The 21,241-nt window shown below is 66.1% G+C and carries 21 protein-coding genes; 10 read left to right on the forward strand and 11 right to left on the reverse strand.

The window, feature by feature from the left end; genetic code table 11:
- Positions 1 to 24: 24 nt before the first annotated feature.
- The 4 genes from HLAC_RS06475 to HLAC_RS06490 all read left to right on the forward strand — a co-directional run bounded on the left by HLAC_RS06475 (position 25) and on the right by HLAC_RS06490 (position 3,030).
- Complete coding sequence (locus HLAC_RS06475; RefSeq protein WP_015910041.1) at positions 25 to 462, forward strand: DUF4212 domain-containing protein; 438 nt, start codon at positions 25 to 27, stop codon at positions 460 to 462.
- Positions 459 to 2,219: a VC_2705 family sodium/solute symporter gene (locus HLAC_RS06480; protein ID WP_015910042.1), complete on the forward strand. Its 1,761-nt coding sequence runs from the start codon at positions 459 to 461 to the stop codon at positions 2,217 to 2,219. Before HLAC_RS06475 ends, HLAC_RS06480 begins: the two co-directional genes overlap by 4 nt.
- A 3-nt stretch (positions 2,220 to 2,222) precedes the next feature.
- Positions 2,223 to 2,684 (forward strand): universal stress protein, encoded by a 462-nt coding sequence (locus HLAC_RS06485; RefSeq protein ID WP_015910043.1) that lies wholly within the window; start codon positions 2,223 to 2,225, stop codon positions 2,682 to 2,684.
- Positions 2,685 to 2,772: 88 nt separating this feature from the next.
- Positions 2,773 to 3,030, forward strand: coding sequence for a DUF8119 family protein (locus HLAC_RS06490; protein WP_015910044.1), 258 nt, complete (start codon positions 2,773 to 2,775; stop codon positions 3,028 to 3,030).
- Positions 3,031 to 3,105: 75 nt separating this feature from the next.
- Here the strand turns inward: HLAC_RS06490 and HLAC_RS06495 are convergent, their stop codons facing one another.
- Positions 3,106 to 3,762, reverse strand: coding sequence for an NAD-dependent epimerase/dehydratase family protein (locus HLAC_RS06495; RefSeq protein WP_015910045.1), 657 nt, complete (start codon positions 3,760 to 3,762; stop codon positions 3,106 to 3,108).
- 102 nt (positions 3,763 to 3,864) lie between these two features.
- Here HLAC_RS06495 and HLAC_RS06500 point away from each other — a divergent pair, with 102 nt between their 5' ends.
- On the forward strand, positions 3,865 to 4,059 hold the full coding sequence (locus HLAC_RS06500) for a cold-shock protein (RefSeq protein ID WP_015910046.1): 195 nt from the start codon (positions 3,865 to 3,867) through the stop codon (positions 4,057 to 4,059).
- A 131-nt stretch (positions 4,060 to 4,190) separates the two neighbouring features.
- On the opposite strand, the gene HLAC_RS06505 is transcribed toward HLAC_RS06500, so the two are convergent.
- Positions 4,191 to 5,153: an oxidoreductase gene (locus tag HLAC_RS06505; RefSeq protein WP_015910047.1), complete on the reverse strand. Its 963-nt coding sequence runs from the start codon at positions 5,151 to 5,153 to the stop codon at positions 4,191 to 4,193.
- A 170-nt stretch (positions 5,154 to 5,323) separates the two neighbouring features.
- Between HLAC_RS06505 and HLAC_RS06510 the strand changes: the two genes are divergently transcribed.
- Positions 5,324 to 7,780, forward strand: a complete 2,457-nt coding sequence (locus HLAC_RS06510) for a DNA topoisomerase VI subunit B (protein WP_015910048.1) — start codon at positions 5,324 to 5,326, stop codon at positions 7,778 to 7,780.
- A complete protein-coding gene (locus HLAC_RS06515; RefSeq protein ID WP_015910049.1) occupies positions 7,781 to 8,866 on the forward strand; it encodes a DNA topoisomerase IV subunit A in 1,086 nt (361 codons plus the stop codon). It begins immediately after the preceding gene.
- A gap of 20 nt (positions 8,867 to 8,886) precedes the next feature.
- On the opposite strand, the gene HLAC_RS06520 is transcribed toward HLAC_RS06515, so the two are convergent.
- Complete coding sequence (locus HLAC_RS06520) at positions 8,887 to 9,123, reverse strand: CDGSH iron-sulfur domain-containing protein (RefSeq protein ID WP_015910050.1); 237 nt, start codon at positions 9,121 to 9,123, stop codon at positions 8,887 to 8,889.
- Between the two features lie 124 nt (positions 9,124 to 9,247).
- Between HLAC_RS06520 and msrB the strand changes: the two genes are divergently transcribed.
- Entirely contained in the window at positions 9,248 to 9,652 is a 405-nt protein-coding gene (msrB, locus tag HLAC_RS06525) for a peptide-methionine (R)-S-oxide reductase MsrB (protein WP_015910051.1), read from the forward strand.
- A gap of 21 nt (positions 9,653 to 9,673) precedes the next feature.
- On the opposite strand, the gene HLAC_RS06530 is transcribed toward msrB, so the two are convergent.
- From HLAC_RS06530 to HLAC_RS06540, 3 genes are all read right to left on the reverse strand, one after another.
- The gene (locus tag HLAC_RS06530; RefSeq protein ID WP_015910052.1) at positions 9,674 to 10,828 is read right to left on the reverse strand and encodes an acyl-CoA dehydrogenase family protein; all 1,155 of its coding nucleotides are present in this window, start codon (positions 10,826 to 10,828) and stop codon (positions 9,674 to 9,676) included.
- 619 nt (positions 10,829 to 11,447) lie between these two features.
- Entirely contained in the window at positions 11,448 to 12,590 is a 1,143-nt protein-coding gene (locus HLAC_RS06535) for a pyridoxal phosphate-dependent aminotransferase (protein ID WP_015910053.1), read from the reverse strand.
- Entirely contained in the window at positions 12,587 to 13,075 is a 489-nt protein-coding gene (locus tag HLAC_RS06540) for an Lrp/AsnC family transcriptional regulator (protein WP_015910054.1), read from the reverse strand. The genes HLAC_RS06535 and HLAC_RS06540 overlap by 4 nt, the downstream gene beginning before the upstream one ends.
- A gap of 143 nt (positions 13,076 to 13,218) precedes the next feature.
- On the opposite strand from HLAC_RS06540, the gene HLAC_RS06545 reads away from it, so the two are divergent.
- A complete protein-coding gene (locus HLAC_RS06545) occupies positions 13,219 to 14,082 on the forward strand; it encodes an aldo/keto reductase (protein WP_015910055.1) in 864 nt (287 codons plus the stop codon).
- Positions 14,083 to 14,111: 29 nt separating this feature from the next.
- On the opposite strand, the gene HLAC_RS06550 is transcribed toward HLAC_RS06545, so the two are convergent.
- Both HLAC_RS06550 and HLAC_RS06555 read right to left on the reverse strand, forming a co-directional pair.
- Positions 14,112 to 14,927 (reverse strand): hypothetical protein, encoded by an 816-nt coding sequence (locus HLAC_RS06550; RefSeq protein WP_015910056.1) that lies wholly within the window; start codon positions 14,925 to 14,927, stop codon positions 14,112 to 14,114.
- 110 nt (positions 14,928 to 15,037) lie between these two features.
- Positions 15,038 to 16,393: an adenylosuccinate synthase gene (locus HLAC_RS06555; RefSeq protein ID WP_015910057.1), complete on the reverse strand. Its 1,356-nt coding sequence runs from the start codon at positions 16,391 to 16,393 to the stop codon at positions 15,038 to 15,040.
- A 270-nt stretch (positions 16,394 to 16,663) separates the two neighbouring features.
- Between HLAC_RS06555 and HLAC_RS06560 the strand changes: the two genes are divergently transcribed.
- Positions 16,664 to 16,969 (forward strand): hypothetical protein, encoded by a 306-nt coding sequence (locus tag HLAC_RS06560; protein ID WP_004595838.1) that lies wholly within the window; start codon positions 16,664 to 16,666, stop codon positions 16,967 to 16,969.
- 254 nt (positions 16,970 to 17,223) lie between these two features.
- Here the strand turns inward: HLAC_RS06560 and HLAC_RS06565 are convergent, their stop codons facing one another.
- The 3 genes from HLAC_RS06565 to HLAC_RS06575 form a co-directional block, all read right to left on the reverse strand.
- Positions 17,224 to 19,575, reverse strand: a complete 2,352-nt coding sequence (locus HLAC_RS06565) for a DUF7527 domain-containing protein (protein WP_015910059.1) — start codon at positions 19,573 to 19,575, stop codon at positions 17,224 to 17,226.
- 123 nt (positions 19,576 to 19,698) lie between these two features.
- A complete protein-coding gene (locus HLAC_RS06570) occupies positions 19,699 to 20,172 on the reverse strand; it encodes an NUDIX hydrolase (protein ID WP_015910060.1) in 474 nt (157 codons plus the stop codon).
- An 86-nt stretch (positions 20,173 to 20,258) separates the two neighbouring features.
- The gene (locus HLAC_RS06575) at positions 20,259 to 21,239 is read right to left on the reverse strand and encodes a transcription initiation factor IIB (RefSeq protein ID WP_015910061.1); all 981 of its coding nucleotides are present in this window, start codon (positions 21,237 to 21,239) and stop codon (positions 20,259 to 20,261) included.
- Positions 21,240 to 21,241 lie beyond the last annotated feature (2 nt).

A 21,241-nucleotide genomic window follows, 5' to 3' on the forward strand; every position in this document is an offset into this window, starting at 1 on the left:
CCACGATAATACACACCACAACACATGACAGATAATAACTCACGAAATTCGGACGACGCGGTCACCGATGGGGGCGTCGCCTCGGGCGCGGCACAGAAGCACCGACAGACCGACTACCTCGGAGCGGAAGTGAACATCCTGAATCCGAGCACGCCGTACATGCGTGATCACCTCCGAATCGTCTGGACGGGATTCGCCATCTGGGTCCTCGCGGTATGGGGCCCGGTGACCCTGACGCGGCTCGCACCCGATGTGATGACGACCCAGATGCCGATCCTTGCGTTCCCGCTCCACTACTTCCTCGTCGCGTTCGGAGCGCCGACCAGCGCGCTGATCCTCGCGTTCTGGTACTCGCGCAAGCGGGACGCGCTTGACGAAAAGTACGGTATCGATCACGCCACTGTCACGGAGACAGAGAGCGGTGCTGAGGTCGCAGCGGCCGACGGAGGGGTAGACGAATGACGGGGAGTTCGGCCCTCCTGCAGAGCGAGCTCCTTCCGGAGGCGCTCGACATCTCGTTCAAGCTGGTGCCGTCGATCCTCGTGATCGGGATGTTGGGGCTGTTCCTCACGATCGGCTACGTCTTCCGCGTGGCCGACACCGATAACATGTGGGTCGCGGGCCGGTCCATCGGGAACGTCGAGAACGGGATGGCGATCGGCGCCAACTGGATGTCGGCGGCGTCCTATCTCGGGATGGCCGCGTCCATCGCGCTGGCCGGCTTCTACGGACTGGTGTTCGTTGTCGGCTGGACGACCGGATACTTCATCCTGCTCATCTTCCTCGCCGCGCAGCTGCGCCGGTTCGGGAAGTACACGGCGCCGGACTTCGTCGGCGATCGATTCAACTCCGACACCGCGCGCGCCATTGCGGCGGTGACGACGTTCCTCATCGGCTTCGTCTACGCCATCGGGCAGGCGAAGGGGATGGCGCTCGTCGGCCTGTACATCTTCGGCAATTACGGGGCGTACGTCCCCGGCTTAGACGGGTACCAGGTGATGGTCGTCGCCATGATGGTTGTCACCGTCGGCTACCTGACGCTGTCCGGCATGCTGGGCGCCACGAAGAACCAGACCGTCCAGTACACCATCCTCATCTTCGCGTTCGTCCTCGGGCTGTTCGCCGTCGGCTACACCAACGGCTACTCCACGGTGTTGCCGCAGCTCGAGTACGGTGCGCTGATCAGTCAGCTCGGCAGCGAGTTTTCCGAGCCGTTCGCGTCCTCGAGCTACTACCTGTGGGTCGCCACGACGTTCTCGCTGATCGTCGGCACCTGCGGGCTGCCGCACGTGCTCGTGCGATTCTACACGGTTGAAAGCGAACGGACGGCCCGCTGGTCGACGGTCTGGGGGCTGTTCTTCATCTGTATCCTGTACTGGAGCGCCCCGGCGTTCGCGGCGTTCGGTACCGACCTCTACTCGCAGAACGTCAACCCGACCTACGGCGATCCCGGGATGACGGGCGCGGCCAGTGAGGTTATCGTCGTGCTGGCGGCGCAGCTATCGAACCTCCCCGAGTGGTTCGTCGGCTTCGTCGCGGCGGGCGGTATCGCCGCCGCGATCGCGACTGTCGCCGGGCTGTTCATCGCCGGCTCGTCGGCCATCAGCCACGACATCTACACGAACATCATCAACGAGGATGCGACACAGCGCCAGCAGATCTTCGTCGGCCGCCTCTCGATCGTCGCGCTGGGCGCGCTGACTACGTTGGCCGCACTCAATCCCGCATCCTCGATCGCCGCGCTCGTGGGATACGCGTTCTCGCTCGCCGGCTCCGTTCTGTTCCCGATGTTCTTCCTGGGTATGTGGTGGGAGAACGCCAACCGACAGGGGGCACTCGCCGGCATGACGACCGGACTGACCCTCTGGTCCATCCCGATGATCAACCAGATCGTTCCGACGTACATCGGCTCGCTTGAGGCGCCGCTGTCGGCGGGGCTGGCCCAGTGGATGCCCGCCATCGGCTCGGCGCTCATCACGCTCCCGATCGTGTTCATCGTCACCATTGCCGTTTCGATGGCGACCGACGAACCGTCGCTCGAAACGAAGCGGATCGTCCGGCAGTGTCACAGCCCCGAGCCGATGGGGCAACAGGAGACTGCCGAGGATGTCGTCGCCGACGGCGGCGAGGAGGTGGCGACTGATGGTGGCCGCGCAGCGGACGACGCGGGCGCCGATGGTGGCCGCGCAGCGGACGACGACGCGGCCACGGAGGAGTAATCCATGTACGAACACATCCTTGTTCCCACAGACGGAAGCGATGTCGCAGAGGCCGCCGTCGACCACGCGCTCGACCTCGCGGAGAAGTACGATGCCGAGGTCCACGCGCTGTACGTGGTCGACATCGACTCCGTAAACTACAGTCTCGGAACCGAACAGGTCGACCGGCTCAAACAGGGCCGGTTTGACGAGATGGGGGAACTGAAAGAACAGGCGGACGAGGCGACCGGCGTGGTCGCCGAGCGCGGAGCCGAACGCGGCGTTGCTATCGTCGAGCACGTCTCGGGCGGTCGGCCGCACAAAGTGATCGGCGACTACGCCGAGAATCACGACATCGACCTCATCGTAATGGGGAGCCACGGGCGCGCCGGCGTCCGGCGAGCGCTGCTCGGGAGCGTCACCGAACGGACGCTACGTTCGACACACGTTCCAGTTCTCGTCGTCGACTACCTCGACGAAGACTGAATCGCCGCCGAACGCGCACCCCACCCGGGCCCGTTCGAGAGCTGAACCGTTCCGGAACACCGACGTATTTCGACGCTGACGTTCATCCATGACCGACGCCAATCAGATCGACGAGCCCGATGCGGACGAGAGCCTCGCTGACCGGGTCCGGTCTCACATCAAGGGGAACCGGACCGGAATGATACAGGATCTCGCGTTCGCGGTCGTCTGGGTGACGATCGTGTCGGTGCTGTACGATTTCGTGTTTTCCGCCTCGCCGCGATGGGTGTTGTACATGTTCATGCTCGCCGGTATTCCGGCGTACTTCGGCTTCTTCATCTCGCTAGAGATGGCGAGAGCACAGTAGTGATCTGACGCGTAGTGGACGCGTATTGGCTCGCAACGGGCACGTATTGTCTCGCAGTGGACACGTACTGGAGTTTCACTGACCGAGTTGCCGAATGTCTTCGACATCGAGAATCGACGCCCCCGGGTCGATCGTCGCCCGGTATGCGGCCCGCGCGACCGTTTCGACGGGGAGCGGCCGCGACTCGCCGAGACGATCCGCTATCGGAGAGGCGGAGTCTGCGAGTCGGAGTCCAGCGTTCAACAGCCGAGAGCCGTGGGACCGATCGGCACCGTACACGGGCCCCGGACGGAGCGTAACCTGAGCGAACGCTAGGTCAGCGATTGCTGCCTCGGCGCGTCGCTTGGCGGTTAGGTACGCGTGGCGGGTTCGCGGCGGCGCCACCGCCGCCGAGAGGAACACGTACGTCTCGACGCCCGCGCGTTCGGCTTCCAGCGCGGTGATAATGGCGCTGTCACCGTTGAGTCGCTCGAAGGTGACCCCCGAAGCCGGTGTTTCGTCCATCGTACCGACTGCGTGGATGACGGCGTCGACATCGACGAGCCGATCACGCCAGGCGTTCGGTCGGAACAGGTCGGCGCTGGTCCACGAGACGCTATCGACCCACGGCGCGTCGGTGGCGGGACGGCCGCCACGAGAGACGCTCCGGACGTCGTGTCCGTCTCGGACCGCGAGCCGGCAGATCTCGCGACCGATGAACCCGCTACCGCCGACGACAAGGAGGGTCGACATGGCTACCCGTTGTCGCGCATCATCCTTGCCGTTTCGGTCACTGGGCACAACTGGGCGACCCACACAACACTTATGATGCAGTCGGGAGTTTGTTGAAGTGCGATGGCGACAGGCAAGGTCGATTTCTTCAACGACACTGGCGGCTACGGATTCATCGAGACTGACGACGCTGACGATGACGTGTTCTTCCACATGGAAGACGTCGGCGGCCCGGATCTCGAGGAGGGACAGGAAGTAGAGTTCGAGATCGAGGAGTCCGATAAGGGCCCGCGCGCGACGAACCTCACCCGACTGTAATCGGTCGGCGTCGACGCCCTCGGACAGCTCTCGAAATGTGTTCTGCGTATATCACACGCACTAGCAACGGCGCCGTCGAGTGCGGTGGTACTGATCGGGTTTAAAACCGATGGCGCGCGCCACCGCTCCTTTTAAACCGAAAAATCGACGCCGGTGGCCTCTGTCGAGTATTCCCAGAGTTCCCGCGCGTCATCGCGGTCGTAGGAGGCGTCGTTCGACCGACCCACGGTCGGGTGCCCGCGCATGTTCATCAGCCCGCCGGGCTCGATGTAGGCGCCGCCGTCGACGTCGGCGGTCGCGGCGTACAACATCGGTTCGGCCCCGATCGCGGCGTCTTGTCCGAGCACAGCGTTCGCCAGCCGCATGCCGATCTTCAGCAGGGGGTTCCCGCTCTCCGCGGCGGTGCGCAACTGGAGATTGGTGTCGGTGTAACCCGGGTGGCAAGCAGCGCTGCGGACGTTGACCCCCGTGTCGGCCTCGCGGTTCGCGGCGTCGATCCGGTGCTGGAGCTCGTAGGCGAACAGCAGGTTCGCGAGTTTGCTCCGACCGTACGCCTTCCACTTGCCGTACGACTCCTCCCAGTTGAGGTCTGAAAAGTCCATTTCACCCTGCTCGTGGGCACCCGACGACTGCGTGACGATGCGCGCGTCGCCGTCGATACCCTCGGCACCTTTTAAAAGGGAGAACAAGCGACCGGTGAGCGCGAAGTGCCCGAGGTGATTGACGCCGAACTGCGTCTCGAAGCCGTCCTCGGTCTCGCTCCGGGGGATCGCCATCACGCCCGCGTTGTTACAGAGCACGTCGACCGCGTCGTAGTCGGCGGCGAGCCTATCGGCGAAATCTCGCACCGAGTCGAGCGACGCGAGGTCGCACTCTCGCACGTCGAGTTCGCCGTCGATGTCGCCGCCGGCGTCGGCGCGGATCTCGTCGGCCGCGGTCTCGGCGCGTTCGGCGCTCCGACACGCCATCACCACCGTGGCGCCCTTCGCGGCGAACGCGCGCGTACCCTCGTAACCGAGCCCGCTGTTCGCGCCGGTGACGACCACCGTCTTCCCGTCCAGTCGCGGCATCTCCTCGGCGGTCCATTCTGCCATAGATCACGAAAGGGGCGTCGCGGGGAGAAACCTGTCGACGGGATCGAACGTTTCCGTGTTGTGCGATTCGTTCCCGAATAGGGCGACGAGACGCGTTCTCACGTCGGGATTCACTTTCACTTCGCCGGCGGTGCGTTTTTAGGTGCCTCGGTGGAAGGGGAGGGTACCGAATGACGTCCTTCCAGTCGACGATCGGCGACGAGGAGGGGATCGCGGAGGAGCTGGCCGAGGGCCAGCGCGAGATCTCCATCGCCGAGTTCTTCGAGAAGAACAAACACATGCTCGGGTTCGACTCGGGCGCCCGCGGGCTCGTCACCGCCGTCAAGGAGGCGGTCGACAACGCCCTCGACGCGACCGAGGAGGCCGGCGTCCTCCCCGACATCTACATCGAGATCGAGGAGGTGGGCGACTACTACCGGCTCGTGATCGAGGACAACGGGCCGGGCATCACGAAAGAACAGCTCCCGAAAGTGTTCGGGAAGCTCCTGTACGGGAGTCGTTTCCACGCCCGCGAGCAGTCTCGCGGTCAACAGGGAATCGGGATTTCGGCGGCCGTGCTGTACTCGCAGCTCACGTCCGGCCAGCCCGCGAAGATCACCTCGCGCCCCAAGGGGCAGTCCCGGGCGCAGTACTTCGAGCTGATCATCGACACCGACACGAACGAGCCGGAGATCAAGGCGGACGAGGAGACGACGTGGGACCGCCCCCACGGCACCCGCATCGAACTGGAGATGGAGGCGAACATGCGCGCCCGCAACCAGCTCCACGACTACGTGAAACACACCGCGGTCGTCAACCCCCACGCGCGGTTCGAGCTGCGCGAGCCGGGACTCGACGAGCCGCTGAAGTTCGAGCGCGCGACCGACGAGCTGCCGGCCGAGACCGAGGAGATTCGCCCGCACCCCCACGGCGTCGAGCTGGGCGCGCTGATCAAGATGCTGGAGGCGACCGAGTCGTACTCCGTCTCCGGATTCCTCCAGGAGGAGTTCACGCGAGTCGGCAAGAAGACCGCCGACAGCGTCATCGACAACTTTCGCGACGTGTACTACGGTCGCGAACTCGCGTGGTCGCCCCCGCGCGCCCACGACGATCGCGACGTCGCGGCCGCGGTCGCGGGCGCGGTCGCCAACAAGGGCAAGGCGGCGACGACCGACTTCGCCGACGGCATCGCCGAGACGGTCGCAGGCAACGACCGGCTCTCCCGGTCCGAGCTCGCGACGATCGTCGACAACGTCGCGGAGACCGTCGAGGACGACACCGGCAAGACCTTCGGCGGGACCGTCCGCGAGAACGCGGTCGACGCCGCGTGGCAGGCGATTTCCGGCGCCGGAGATGACGACGGAGCGGGCGACAGCGAGGACGGCGAGAACGTCGATCCGAGCGAGTCGTCACTCGTCGCCGACGCCTACGCCTTAGTCGACGACGCCACCTCGACCCGGAAGGACGACGCCGCGGTGCGGGCGATGGCCGAAGCGCTCGCGCGCCGGTTCGAGAACCTCGACGGCGACGCGTTCCGGATCACTCGCGACGACCTCGAACGCCTCGTCGCGGACGCCGCCTCGTTCGTCACCGAGCAGCACGACGTGACGTTCGGCGAGACTGCCCGCGAGAACGTCGTCGAGACGTTCTGGTCGCGGGCGCGAACGGTCCCGGACGACCCCCCGAAAGTAACGGCGATCGCGGGCGACCGCGACGCCTCGGCCGACCTGCTCGAAGCGATGCGGACGACCGACATTCTCGCACCGCCGACCGACTGCCTCGCGCCGATCACGGCCGAGCTGGTCGAAGCCGGGCTTCGGAAGGAGTACGACGCTGACTTCTACGCGGCCGCGACCCGCGATGCCGAGGTCCACGGCGGCGACCCGTTCATCGTCGAGGCCGGCATCGCCTACGGCGGCGAGATCCCGGCGGAGGGGTCGGTGGAGCTGCTCCGGTTCGCGAACCGCGTCCCGCTCGTGTACCAGCGTGGCGCCTGCGCGACGACGGACGTGATCAAGTCGATCGGGTGGCGCAACTACGGGCTCGATCAACCCGGCGGGTCGGGGCTGCCCAACGGCCCGGCCGTCATCAGCATCCACATCGCGTCCACGAACGTCCCCTTCACGAGCGAGTCGAAGGACGCACTCGCGAACGTGCCGGCGATCGAAGACGAGATCGAACTCGCCGTTCGCGAGGCGGCCCGCGAGCTGAAGTCGTACCTCAACAAGCGGCGCTCGATGCAGCAGCGCCGGGAGAAACAGGACGTGCTCGGCCGGATCCTCCCGGAGATGGCGGACAAGGTTTCGGAGGTCACGGGCCGGCCGCGCCCCGACATCGACAGCGCGCTCGCGCGGATCATGAACAACGTCAGCGTCGAGCGCGAGGTGAACGACGAGACGGTGACGCTCGTCGTCGAGAACCACTCGGACGTGAACGAGCAGCTGGAGATCACGGACATCGTCTCGGCGGAGCCGACAGACCTCTCGGACGGGACGGTGGTGGACATGGACGGCGAGTGGTTCGTCCAGTGGAAACCCGAGGTACCCTCGGGCGACGAGCGGGAACTGACGTACGCGATCGACGGCGACGCAGACTTCGAGGTCAGCGTCGGCGGCGTCGAAACGGAGAAACTCACGGTGAACGCGTAAATGACGACAGAAAGCGACGCACGAGACGAGCTGATCGACCTGGCGGCCGACTTCTACGACCAGTTCGCCGACGGGAAGATCCCGGAAATGAAGCTTCCCACGCGGACGAAAAGCAACATCGAGTACGACACCGAAAGCGGCGTCTGGACCTACGGCGACCGCACGTCGACGCGAAGCGCCAACTCGGTTCGGGGCGCGCGCAAGCTGCTGAAGGCGGCGTACACGATCGAGTTCCTCGCGGACCAGCTCGACGAGGACCGCTCGTCGACCCTGCGGGAGCTGTACTACCTCTCGGAGTCGTGGGACAACGACGAGGCGCAGTTCAAGAGTCAGGACGAGTCGAACGACCTCGTGGAGGACTTGGAGATCGTCACGGGCGTCACCCGCGAGGACTTCCACATGCGCCCGGAGGAGTCTGGCGCGACCCTGATGGGACCGCTGTTGATCCGCGAACAGACCCGACGCGGGGAGCGCGAGATCCACTGTCAGGAGGACGTTGGCACGGGCGGCTACCAGATCCCGAACAACCCGGACATGATCGAGTTCCTCGACGACGACATCGACTTCGCGCTCGCCGTCGAGACCGGCGGGATGCGCGACCGACTCGTCGAGAACGGGTTCGACGAGGCGTACAACTGCCTCGTCATCCACCTCAAGGGCCAGCCGGCGCGGGCGACTCGCCGGATCACGAAGCGCGTCCACGACGAACTGGACGTTCCGGTGGCCGTGTTCGCCGACGGTGACCCATGGTCCTACCGGATCTACGGCTCCGTGGCGTACGGCTCGATCAAGTCCGCGCACCTCTCGAAGTATCTCGCGACGCCGGAGGCGCAGTTCGTGGGGATCCAGCCGGAGGACATCGTCGAGTACGACCTCCCGGCTGATCCGCTCGCCGACTCCGACATCAACGCCCTCGAATCGGAGCTGGAGGATCCCCGATTCCAGACCGATTACTGGGAAGAACAGATCGAACTACAGCTCGACATCGGGAAGAAGTCCGAACAGCAGTCGCTCGCGAGTCGCGGGCTCGACTTCGTTACCGACACCTACCTCCCCGAGCGGCTCGACGCGATGGGCGTGATCTGAGCCCTCCCGGAGATACCTCGCTACTCGTCCGCTTCGTCGAGTTCGCCGATCTCGCGGCGCTCACCGTCCGCGTCGTCGTTCACGTACTTATAAATGACCCCGTCCTCCTCGTCGGCGGTCGCGTTGTGCGAGCCGTCACAGAGCGGCTTCGAGTCCGAGAGGCCACACTGACAGACGTAGATCATGCCGTCGTCACCCATGTCGGACTCGTCGAGTTTGGCCGGTCCGTTCTCCTCGTGTGTGACTTCGCGTGCCATGGTCGTCAATCGACGCCCACCCGAATACGGTTTGTGGCCGCAGATCGGGAGCGACCGGTGCGGGCGTGACCGGTCTCCGCGTGACCGCCGCAACCGCCTTGAGCGTGGGCGCCGTGTATCGGGTATGAGCGAGACCGACGGGCACGACGAACTGACCGACGAGGAGTGGCGAGAACGACTCTCCGAGGAGGAGTACCGCGTGCTCCGCGAGAGCGGCACGGAGGCCAAGTTCTCCGGCGAGTACGTCGACCACCACCCCGAGGACGGGGAGTACCGCTGCCGGGCCTGCGGGACGGTACTGTTCGAGGCCGAGACGAAGTACGAGTCCGGCTGCGGCTGGCCGGCCTTCTACGCCGCCGAGGAGGAGTCGGTGACGACGACGACCGACACGAGCCACGGGATGCGCCGCACCGAAGTCCGGTGTGCGAACTGCGACTCGCACCTCGGCCACGTGTTCGACGACGGTCCCGAGCCCACCGGCAAGCGGTTCTGCATCAACTCGGTCGCGATGAAATACAACGAGGAGTGATCGGTCTCAGCGAATCCGGCCTCATACCCCCTCGTCGAGGAGTTCGCGGGCGATGATGTTCTTCTGGATCTCCGTGGTCCCCTCGTAGATCTGGGTGATCTTCGCGTCGCGGTAGAGCCGTTCGACGTCGTGGTCGTTGACGTAGCCGGCGCCGCCGTGGACCTGGACCGCCTCGTTGGCGACCTCCACCGCGGTCCGGGAGGCGAACTCCTTGGCCATCGACGCGAGCGCAGTGAGATCGCCCGATTCGTTGTCGACCGCCCACGCGGAGCGGTAGGTGAGCCAGCGAGCGGCCTCGGTGTTCGTGTGCATCTCCGCGAGCTTGTGTTTGATCGCCTGGAAGTCGCTGATCGGGCGGTCGAACTGCTCGCGCTCCTCCGCGTACTCAAGCGCGCGCTCGGCCGCGCCGCGGGCGATCCCGACGCCCTGCGCGGCGACCGCGGTGCGCGTCTCGTCGAAGAACTGCATGAGCTGGAGGAATCCCATCCCGCGCTGGCCGATCAAGTTCTCGTCAGGAACGCGCACGTCGTCGAACCGCAGTTCGGCCGTGTCGCTCGCCCGAATCCCGAGCTTGCCGGTGATCTTATCGCGGGTGAGCCCGTCGCGGTCGCCCTCGACGAGGATCTGCGAGTAGCCGGAGTAGCGGTCGTCGATCTCGGGGTCGGTCTCGCAGACGACGACGAAGTAGTCGGCGACGGTCCCGTTCGTGATCCACATCTTCGACCCGTTGATCACCCACTCGTCGCCGTCCTTCTCCGCGCGTGTGGCGACCGAGGTCACGTCAGAGCCCGCCTGCGGCTCCGAGATGGCCGAGCCCATCACCGCGTCGCCGGCGGTCACCTCGGGCAGGACGCGCTCCTTCTGCTCGTCCGTGCCGAACTCCATCAGCGCCTCCGCGCCGAAGCCGGCGCTGGAGACGCAGAGGCCGATCCCGGGGTCGGCGGCGAACAGCTCCTCGGTGAGGATCGCGTTCTCCACCGACGAGTAGCCGACGCCGCCGTATTCGACGGGGACGTGCGGCGCGAGCAACCCCATGTCGGCGGCCTTGTCCATGACCTCGTAGGGATACTCCTCCTCGACGTCGTACTCGGTCGCGACCGGGCGAATCTCTTCTTCGGCGAACTTCCGTACCTCCTCGCGTAGCTGCTTCTGTTCGTCCGTTAGCTGGAACTCCATACGTCGCTCTTCCGCAGAGTTGTTAATAATCGTTCGTAAATGTTCAAGAATTTGGATCGCGTTTACCGTTTCTCCACTTGGCGAAGTGAGCGATAGCGGGAGTACGTGAATCGATATGACTGAGCGATTGTTTATAAGTGAGAGAGTGGTGTTGCTGGCGGCTATTTATACGTGATCGACGACTCTACGATGAACTCCTCCAAAGCCCCAGCCGCGAGGCGCGAAGCGCCTCTGGCAGCCGGCGGCAAGGCCGCCGGCGACTGCCCCTTTGAGTCCCGCACCGCAACCGCAGCCTCACACCTCCCCAGCCTCGCCGCTCGCGCTTAAAAGCGCTCGCGGCGTCTCTCGCGCGTGCGACTCGCAGCCTGACGACTGCTCGTCGGCACGCAGGGCGAGAGCGAAGCTCTCGCTTGCAGCCGGCGCGTAGCGCCGGCGACGCCACCGCGCCGGTTGTTTATAAGTGAACGTCGGCGTCGCTCACGGCTATTTAAATAGTGTATCGTCGCTGACCAACTGCAACACCCACCCCGCTATCGATCACGCGGCGGGCCCGATAGCGGCCGCTACGACCGATATCGGTCGCGGTTCCCCCGATCGAGCAAAATTCGACTGCGTCCCGTCAGTCCCGTCCTTCCACGAACGTCGCGATCCGGTCGGTGGCCTCCTTCAGTTCGCGCATCGAGGTCGCGTACGACACCCGAAGGTGTCCCTCGCCGCCTTCACCGAAGACGGAACCGGGGACGACCGCGACGCCCTGCGCCTCCAACAGCTCCTCGGCGAAGGCCTCGTCGTCGCCACCGCAGTCCGGGAACGCATAGAACGCGCCACCCGGTTCGAATGTGTCGAGGCCCATCTCGTTGAACCGGGAGACGACCAGCCGTCGCCGGCGGTTGTACTCATTGACCATCTCCGCGACCTCATCGTCACAGCGGTCCAGCGCCTCGCAAGCGGCGTACTGCGGCGTCGTCGGTGCCGACAGCATCGTGTACTGGTGGATCCGGTTCATCGCGTCGATCGCGTCTGTGGGCCCCAGCGCGTACCCGAGTCGGAGTCCCGTCATCGCGTACGCCTTCGAGAACCCGTTGACGACGACCGTGCGCTCGCGCATCCCCGGCTGGGTCGCGATCGAAGTGTGCTCAGTCCCGTAGGTGAGCGCGGAGTAAATCTCGTCGGCGATCACCCGGAGGTCGTTGTCGCGACAGAACGCGGCGACCTCGGCGTACTCCTCCTCGGTCATCGTCGCGCCGGTCGGGTTGTTCGGGTAACAGAGGACGAGGAGATCCGCATCGGCGGCGCCCGACGCCTCCAGCGACTCCCGAGTGAGCGCGAAGTCGTCTTCGGCCCGCGTTGGGACCGTCAGTTGCTCGCCGCCCGCCAGCTCGATCCCGGGGCCGTAGGAGATGTACGTCGGCTCGTGGACCGCGACCGTGTCACCGGGGTCGACGAGCGCGCGGAACGCCAGATCGACCGCCTCGCTCGCGCCGGTCGTGACGAGGATCTCGTCGGTCGGGGCGTACGTCTGGTCGTAGCGCTCGTGGTGGACCGCGATCCGCTCGCGGAGCGCGGCCATCCCGCGGTTCGAGGTGTAGGAGGTCTTCCCGCGTTCGAGCGAGTCGATCGCGGCGGTGCGGGCGGCCCACGGCGCGGAGAAGTCGGGCTCGCCGACCCCGAGGGAGATCACGTCGTCGCGCGCCTCCGCGAGCTCGAAGAACTTCCGGATCCCCGACTCGGGGAGGTCGCGAGCGCGGTCCGAGAGTCTCATGGCGAGACGGAGAGGCGGTCGTCGTCGTCGCCGTCCTCGAACCGTATCCCGCCGTCCTTGTAGGTCTCCATGATGTAGTGGGTCACCGTCTGGGTGACCTCCGGCATGGGCGCGACCTGCTCGGAGATGAACCGCGAGACGTCCTGCATCGTCTCGCCGAGCACCTCGACGGCGAAGTCGTAATCACCGGAAACGAGGTGGAGGGCGTCGACCGCGGGGAACTTCGCGATCCGGTCGGCGACCTGCTCGTAGCCGGTCTCGCGGTCGAGTTCGACGTTGATCTCGACGAGCGCCCGGATCTTCCCCTCGTCGACGCGGTCCCAGTCGACGACCGCTTGGTAGCCGTGAACCACGTTATCCGCCTCCAGCGCGTCGATCGCTTCCGCTACCGCTGCCGCGTCGAAGCCCGTCTGGGCCGCGATGTCGTCGATGTCTTCGCGGGCGTTCCGCGCCAACACGTCGAGTACCTCGCGCTCGGCGTCCATACCTCATGATCACGCGGGGGCGGTTTATCAGTAGCGACGGGCGCAAGACGGGCGAGACCTCACGGCATGGAAGAATCACGGTCGACGCACACCCCCCTTCCGCCACCCCCACCGCTTTCCGCGTGGCGTGCGATCGGTCGACCATGGCTTCAGACACCACCAGCCGGAGTGACACGTTCGACATCGGCGGCGACCTGACCGTCAACCGACTCGGCTTCGGCGCGATGCGGATCACGGGCGAGGACATCATCGGCCGACCCGACGACGAGGTCGACGCGAAGGCCGTCCTCCAGCGCGCGGTCGAACTCGGCGTCGACTTCGTCGACACCGCCGACTCCTACGGCCCGGGCGTCTCGGAGCGCCTCATCGGCGAGGCGCTCGGCGACCCCGACGACGTGGTCGTCGCCTCGAAGGCCGGCCTGCTCCGCAACCGTGAGGGCGAGTGGCTCCCCCACGGCGACCCGGACTTCCTGCGGAATCAGGTGCTGTGTAGCCTCGACCGGCTCGGGACCGACACGATCGACCTGTACCAGTTCCACCGTCCCGACCCGGACACCGACTTCGAGGAGTCCGTCCACGCCTTTGCGGAGATGAAGGACGCCGGGCAGATCGCCCACGTCGGGCTCTCGAACGTCACCGTCGAACAGCTTGAGACCGCGATGGAGATCGTCGACGTCGCGACCGTCCAGAACCGCTACAACGTCGGCCATCGCGACGACGAGGACGTGCAGCAGGCCTGCGAGGGCAACGACGTGGGGTTCATCCCGTGGGGGCCGATGTACGCGATCGATGGAGACGAGACTCCCGGCGCGCTCGACGATGTCGCCGACCGCCACGACGCGACGGCCCGGCAGGTCGCGCTCGCGTGGCTGCTCAACCACTCCGACGTGACGCTCCCGATTCCGGGCACGTCGAGCGTCGATCACCTCGAATCGAACCTCGCGGCCGCGGAGCTGTCGCTGACGGACGAGGACATGACCGCGCTGAACGAGATCGATTCACAGTAAGAACGGAAGGCTCGCCGTACTGCGAACGGTCACTCGACGGTCTCGATGTCGGCCATTTTAGCGACTTTCAGCGCGGTCGCGACGTTGAACGCGAGCCCGATCGGCGCGGCGACGACCGCGGCCAACACCGCCCCGATCGGCCCGGCGTGTGTCAGGAGACTCAGGGGGACGGAACAGACGGCAGTCACGACCGCGACGAAGAGGAAGAACCCGAGCGGCTGGTGGCGCCGCACGAGTTCGCGCGCGCGCCGCGCCGCGGACTCGATGCCGCGGTCCTCTAACACGAGGATATACACCGTGGGGAAGAACAGATAGGAGAGTACCAACGCCGCGAGGATCGCAACCACGAACAGCAGTGGGACCACGAGCAGCGGGAGGAAGACGGCTGCCAGCGCAACGATGACGAGCGCCTCCAGCGCGATCATCCGAACAGCGAACCGGCGGACGCCGGCGACAAAATCGAACCGACCGGTCGTGAGCCCGTCCGCAATGCTACCGAAGTACCCCGCGCTCAACGCCCCCGAGACGACGACGTACGCCCCGAGCAGCGGAACGAGGAGAACTAGCGACTCCAGCGTCCCGAACGGGACCGACACCGACAGCCCGCCGCCGGTGGGCGATTCGACGAAACTCCAGAGGTCGTACCGGTAGATGGGGAACGACGCTCGGATCGATATCCCGTCGGTCCGCGCCGCCGCCAGCAGGTCGCTGGTGTTTAACAGGGCCGTGGCGAGCGGGACGAGCGCGAGTGGGAGCAACCGAGAAAGGTGCGCGAAGGTACGTTCGAAAATCGGTTCCGTCGGAGACGGCGCGCCGTCTGACGGGCCATTGGAGGGCTGGGCCATATCGGCGATTCGCGTTCGACTGTCAAAAAAATCACCCGAATCTCTGGATATCCGGGCTCGCGTCGCCCCGCCCCGACTTCCCGGGTAGCTGCCTCCCTTCTCGGGCGACCCTACTCGTCGAACGGGTTCGTCAGTTCGACCGTCTCCTCGCGGTCGGGACCGACGCCGACCGCGTAGATCGGGGTGTCGATCTCGTCGGCGACGAACTCCAGGTACTCGCGGGCCGCTTCCGGCAGCGCGTCGTAGCCCCCCTCAGCGACCGCGGCCGAGTCGAACGACTCCCACGTGTCGAGGGTCTCGAACACCGGCTCGCAACGCTCCCACCGCTCGGTCGTCGTGGGAACGGTGTCGATCTCCTCTCCATCAAGCTGGTAGCCCGTACACACCTTCAGATCGTCGAGCCCGGCGAGCACGTCGACGTGGTTGACCGCGACGCCCGTGAACCCGGAGACGCGCGCGGCGTGCCGGAGCATCGGGAGGTCGAGCCAGCCGATTCTGCGGGGGCGCCCGGTGACGGTGCCGAATTCGCCGCCCTTCTCACGGATGTCGTCAGCGAGCGCTTCCTCGTCGGCGTCGCCGTCGAGTTCAGTCGGGAGCGGTCCCTCGCCGACTCGCGAGAGGTACGCCTTCACGATGCCGACGACTTCGCCGTCGCCGACCGTGGTGACGCCGAGCCCGGAACCGACCGACGCGGCGCCGGCGGTCGGGTTCGAGGAGGTGACGAACGGGTAGTTCCCGTGATCGATGTCGATGTGGGTGCCCTGCGCGCCCTCGAAGAGGATCTCGTCGCCCGCCTCGTGGCGGCGGTGGAGGTAGTCGGAGCAGTTGACGGTCATCCCCTCGTCGGCGAGGCGCTCGCCGATCGCGGCGAACTCCTCGTGAAGGGCGTCGACGTCGAACGCCGCGGCGCGATCGTCCTCCCCCTCAAGCTTGAGCCCGTACACGTCCTCGACGAGCGCGCGCTTCTGCGGGACCGCGTACTCGAGCTTGTCGCGAAGTACGTCGGGATCGAGCAGGTCGGCGACCCGGATTCCCCGACGCCCGGCCTTGTCCTCGTACGTCGGACCGATGCCGCGGCCGGTCGTGCCGACCTCGTCGCCGGCGTCGTCGTCCGCCTTGACCTCCTCTTCGATGCCGTCGAGCACGCGGTGATACGGGAGGATGACGTGCGCCCGGCGGGCGACCCGCACGTCGGGGTCGAGCCCGCGTTCGCGCAGGTCGTCGATCTCGGTGAACAGCGTCTTCGGGTTGACGACGCAGCCGTTGCCGAGGATACCGGTCGTCCCCCGGACTGCGCCGCTCGGCACTAACGACAGCTTATACTCGACGCCGCCTTCGACGACGGTGTGGCCGGCGTTGTCGCCGCCCTGATAACGGACTACGACGTCCGCGTCCCCTCCCCACCGGTCGACGAGCGCGCCCTTCCCCTCGTCTCCCAGCTGGGAGCCGACGATGGTGAGTGTCATACGACCCGGTGGTTCCGGGCGAGAGGTAAAACCGATTACGGTCCAGCGTCGAGAATACACCACGAAGGTGCATTAGACGCGTGGCGTACGCGCGTAGCTATCGTCGTTCGTGCAGGTACTCTCGCGTTCGGCGACGGAGCGGCTTAATCGGCATGACACCGCCGCGATCGAACGCGTTAACTACTGCCACGTCAAAGCGTCGGGTCGAGCGATTCCGGGTCGGCCCCGACAGCAACTTTTAAACCGGGGCATGACTAGTTAACATGTGCCATGATAGATCGATTAGAGAAGGAGGTAGACATGCTGGAACGTCACCTCCAGGTCCTGCGGATGGTCATCGAAAACGAGCCGATCGGCATCGTGAAAATGTCGAACGAGACTGGCTACCCCCATCACAAGGTCCGCTACTCGCTGCGCGTGCTCGAAGAGGAGAACCTCATCGAGCCGTCCAGCCAGGGCGCGATCACGACCGAGCGCACCCACGAGTTCGTCGACGAACTCGACGAGAAACTCGACGAGACGGTCGAGAAGCTCGGCTCCATGCGGATCGACGACGCCGCAGAACTCGAGAACTGAATCGGTTTGACTTCACGCGAGGCGAGTACGGTATCACGTTAGGCTGCGTTTAAGCCGCGTTTAGACGCGTTTGAACCGTATTCGAACGGTGTTTGCTCAGTTCTTCCGCGTTGCCCGTACTGCCTCGTTCACTCTCCTAACTTCCTCCCGACATCCTCCCGAGTCGTTCCGGCCGCATTTCGAGAGCCTTCCAGCGATCGCTGGCCAGTTCAGGAGATCGCGCGAAAGCGGGAGCGGACCGATCGGCCCGGCGGTTACAGGTCCGGGACCGTCATGTGGAAGCCGCCGTCGCGGGCTTCGACGAGACAGAGGTGGTACCCCTGCTTGCGTGAGAGCTTCACGAAGCTCTCGCGCTTCGACCGGCTGAACAGTCCGCCACCGACCGCGTCGCTCGCGGTCTCTAACGCGCCCGGCTCGAAGAAGCTCTCCGTTACCGCGAACGCCGCGGCGAACGGCTCGTTCGACTCGGCGATGTCGCGACCGTTCTCGACAAGCGACTCCAATGCCCCCTCGGCGGTCGGGTCGCGGCTGTCGTTCAGGTCGGCGACGAACAGCGGGTTCCCCATCCGGTCGCGCAACACCAGATCGAACGAGCGCTGCTCGCGGGTCTCCTCGCCGTTCTCTCGGATCACGATCGACACGGAGCCGCCGATCTCCGCGCGGTCGATCTCCGGGATCGCGTCGTAGAGGTCGCGGAGCACGCTCTGGTTGCCGGTGCTGCTCACCTCGAACGGGAGGTCCTCGACGAGCCACCGGGTGAAGCCGTGTTCGATCGTGTCCTCTAAGAACTCCTCGTACGGGCGACCGTCGACGGCCAGCCCATCCGTCTCGAAGCTGGTGTGGTGCTCGATCCGGAGGTTCTCGCGGAGCGCGTCGCGGTCGACCGCTCCGTCGTGGGCGTCTTCGAGCGTCGCGCCGCCCTTGGACTCGTACCTGACGAAGAGGTTCGTCCCGCTTCGCGCCTCCGCCGCCGAGATCGTCCGATCGCTCTCCGGGAGCCGGTCGCGAGCGGCCGACAGCTCCGACTTCAGCCGGTCGCGCTCCTCACGGAGCGTCGATAGTTCCGACTCCAGTCGGTCGACCTCGGTCGCGAGTTCGTCCCGCTCGTCGGCTATCTCGTCGCGGTCGGTCGCGAGAGTGTCGCGTTCCGCCTCCAGCGACTCCCGTTCTCGTGTGGCGGCTTCGAGTGCGGCTTCGAGTTTTTCGACGCGCTCGTCGACCCGCTCGCTCGCGCCCGATCCCGACGCGCGCTGCGAGACGGCCGACCGGTTCGACCGATCTCCCTCAGTCGAACGCGGCTCGGGGGACCGGTCATCGACGGGCGCGGCGGCCGAGCCGGTGTCTCCGCCCCGGCCGGCACTTCTGGAGCGCCGACGGTCGCCCGCCTCGCTCGTGGATCGTCCGCCCGCATTCGGATCGGTCTCATCGCGGCTCCGGCTACCCGGCGGATCGCTCGCCTCTGACGGGTCGAGCGCGGGGATCGACTTCTGCTCGCGCCACTGCTCCTCCTCGGAGAACACGTCGTCGTTTGGATGGTCAACATCGGACTCGGGCGCGTCGGAGGCATCGTGTGCGTCGGGGGAATCAGATCTGTCGGATACGTCGGATCGATCGCCGACTGACTGGGGTGACGGCGCGTCGTCGGTTCCGTCGTCGGTCGACCGCGCCCCAACCCGTCCGGCCGGCCCGCGCCCGGTCGAGGCGTTTGTCTCGGTGCTTGCTTCCGATTCCCCGGTAGCCGCCGTCTCGGCCGTATCCGTGGCCCCTCCGATTTTGCTCGGTTCGTTCGGCTCGTCGGGCTCGCCCGCTCGTTCTCGGGACGGGGACGGTGCCTCGTCTCCTCCTTCGCCGTCGTGTACGCCTCGTGCCGGCTCTCCGCCGTCGTCGTCCGTCTCGCTCTCGAGAGTTGCGTCGCGGACGAGATCGTCATTGACCGGGTCGTCCTCGGTGGGATCGTCTTCGGGCGTTTCGTCCTCGGAGGCCTCGTCCTCGGCAGTTCCCTCGTCAACGACCTCATCTTCGACGACGACCGCATCCCCGGCGGCGGTCACGTCGCCGGTCGCTTCGGGATCTGGAATCTCGCGCACGTCTAGATCAACCTCGTAGACGGTGTATATTCCGACCTCTTCGTCGGCCAGTTCGAAGGCGTCGTCGTCGGTTTCGAGCCGGCGCGAGTTGCCGACGTACGCCGCGGCCATCGACTCACCGGCGGTGTAGGTGACGTAGTAGTCGCCGGAGAGCACGTTCTCCGACAGTTCGATGTAGCCGGTGAACCCGCCCTGTGAGAGCTTCCGGTCGGCCTCCGAGAGCGACGTGTCGTTCGTGTAGTACTGCGCCCGCGGCTCTCCGCCCTGCTCCTGCATGGCGAATAAGACCGGGAGGACCTCGGCCGGTGACTGATAAACTGTCCCGGAGGCGTCCGCGAACGCGTCGAGGTCGGCGTCGGCGGTGCCGACGACGCGGCCCTCGAACACGAACAGCCACCCCGTGCCGTTCGTCACCGCGCCGGAGAATCCCCGGTCAACGAGACGCCTGAGCCCCGCGAACCCGTCCGAGAACTCCCGGGCGTCCCACCCGGTTATCTCCGCTCTTCGCTCTGCGTCCATTCTTGCGTTTACGTCGCCTGCAACGACCCAAATACCTTCCGGAGCGTGAGACGGTCGTCTGACGCCGGTCGTCGGTCGATCCGGGCCCGGTCGGGAGGACGCTCCCCGCCTCACCGATCGCGGCTATTCCTCATCGACCGCGGCGATCGCCTCGCGGCCGAGTTCGATCACGTCCCGCTGGAGGTCGCTCTCGGCCAGTTCCCTCGGCGTGTACCAGCGCCAGCCGTCGGCGGCGACCTCGTCCGCGCCGCTCGGCGCGATTTCGCGAGAGTCGACCCGGGCGTAGTAGAGGTGGTCGACGTGCTGGTGGCCGACCGACCCGTCCTCGTGGACGTTGATGTCGTGGAGCATGAGGTGCGCCGGCTCCGGGAGCCCGCGCGTGTTCGGCCCCTCGATCGACGACTCGGTCGCAACGAGTTCGGCCTCCAGTCCCGTCTCCTCGCGGATCTCTCGGAGTGCGGCCTCGTGAGGAAGTTCGTCGCGGTCGACGTGCCCGCCCGGCGGAAGCCGGATCCCCAGCCGCTCGTGCGCGTGGAGCGCGGTCGCGCCGTCGTTGACGACGTACGTCGTCGCCGTGAAGTGGCGAGTGGTCTCCATACCCGTGGCTCGGCCTGTGACGGCTTGGGCGTTCGGAAAAACGGCGGGCGTCGACGGCTTCGCGCCGGTTCCTCTCAGGGAGCGCGTCAGTTCAGTGTGGCGCCGTCCTCGGCCTCTAACAGCTCGTGATAGCGGTTCCGGATGGTGACCTCGCTGATGTTCGCGACATCGCTGACCTCGCTTTGGGTCACCTTCTCGTTGACGAGCAGCGAGGCGGCGTAGACGGCGGCGGCCGCGAGCCCCACGGGCGATTTGCCCGAGTGGAGCCCCTGTTCCTTTGCCGTGTTGAGCAGGCTTCGGGCCCGACGCTCGGCCTCGTCGGAGAGGCCCAGATCGGAGGCGAACCGGGGGACGTAGCTCTCGGGGTCTGCGGGCTGGATCTCCAGTTTGAGCTCGCGAACGACGTAGCGGTACGTCCGGGCGATCTCGTCCTTCTCGACGCGGGAGACGGCCGCGATCTCGTCGAGGCTTCGGGGAGTTCCGGCCTGTCGGGCGGCGGCGTACAGTGACGATGTCGACACGCCCTCGATGGATCGGCCGGGAAGCAGGTCCTCGTCGAGTGCGCGCCGATAGATGACCGAGGCGGTCTCGCGGACGTTGTCGGGGAGCCCGAGCGCGCTGGCCATGCGGTCGATCTCGCCGAGCGCCTGCTTCAGGTTGCGTTCCTTGGAGTCGCGGGTGCGGAACCGCTCGTTCCAGGTGCGCAGCCGCTGCATCTTCTCGCGCTGGCGGCTGGACAGGGACTTGCCGTAGGCGTCTTTATCCTGCCAGCCGATGTTCGTCGAGAGCCCCTTATCGTGCATCATGTTCGTCGTTGGGGCCCCAACGCGGCTCTTCTCGTCTTTCTCGCTGGAGTCGAACGCGCGCCACTCCGGCCCGCGGTCGATCTCGTCTTCCTCGACGACGAGTCCGCAGTCGACACAGACGGTCTCGCCGTGTTCCGTGTCGCTCGCGAGCTGACCGCTGCACTCCGGGCAGCGCAGCTCCTCGTCAACCGATTCGGTCTCGGTTTCGGATTCGGTCTCGTCGACGTGCTCCGCCGTGTACGTTCGAACGTTTTCGCTCATTG

This window comes from Halorubrum lacusprofundi ATCC 49239 (assembly GCF_000022205.1).
In the GTDB taxonomy this organism is placed as follows: domain Archaea; phylum Halobacteriota; class Halobacteria; order Halobacteriales; family Haloferacaceae; genus Halorubrum; species Halorubrum lacusprofundi.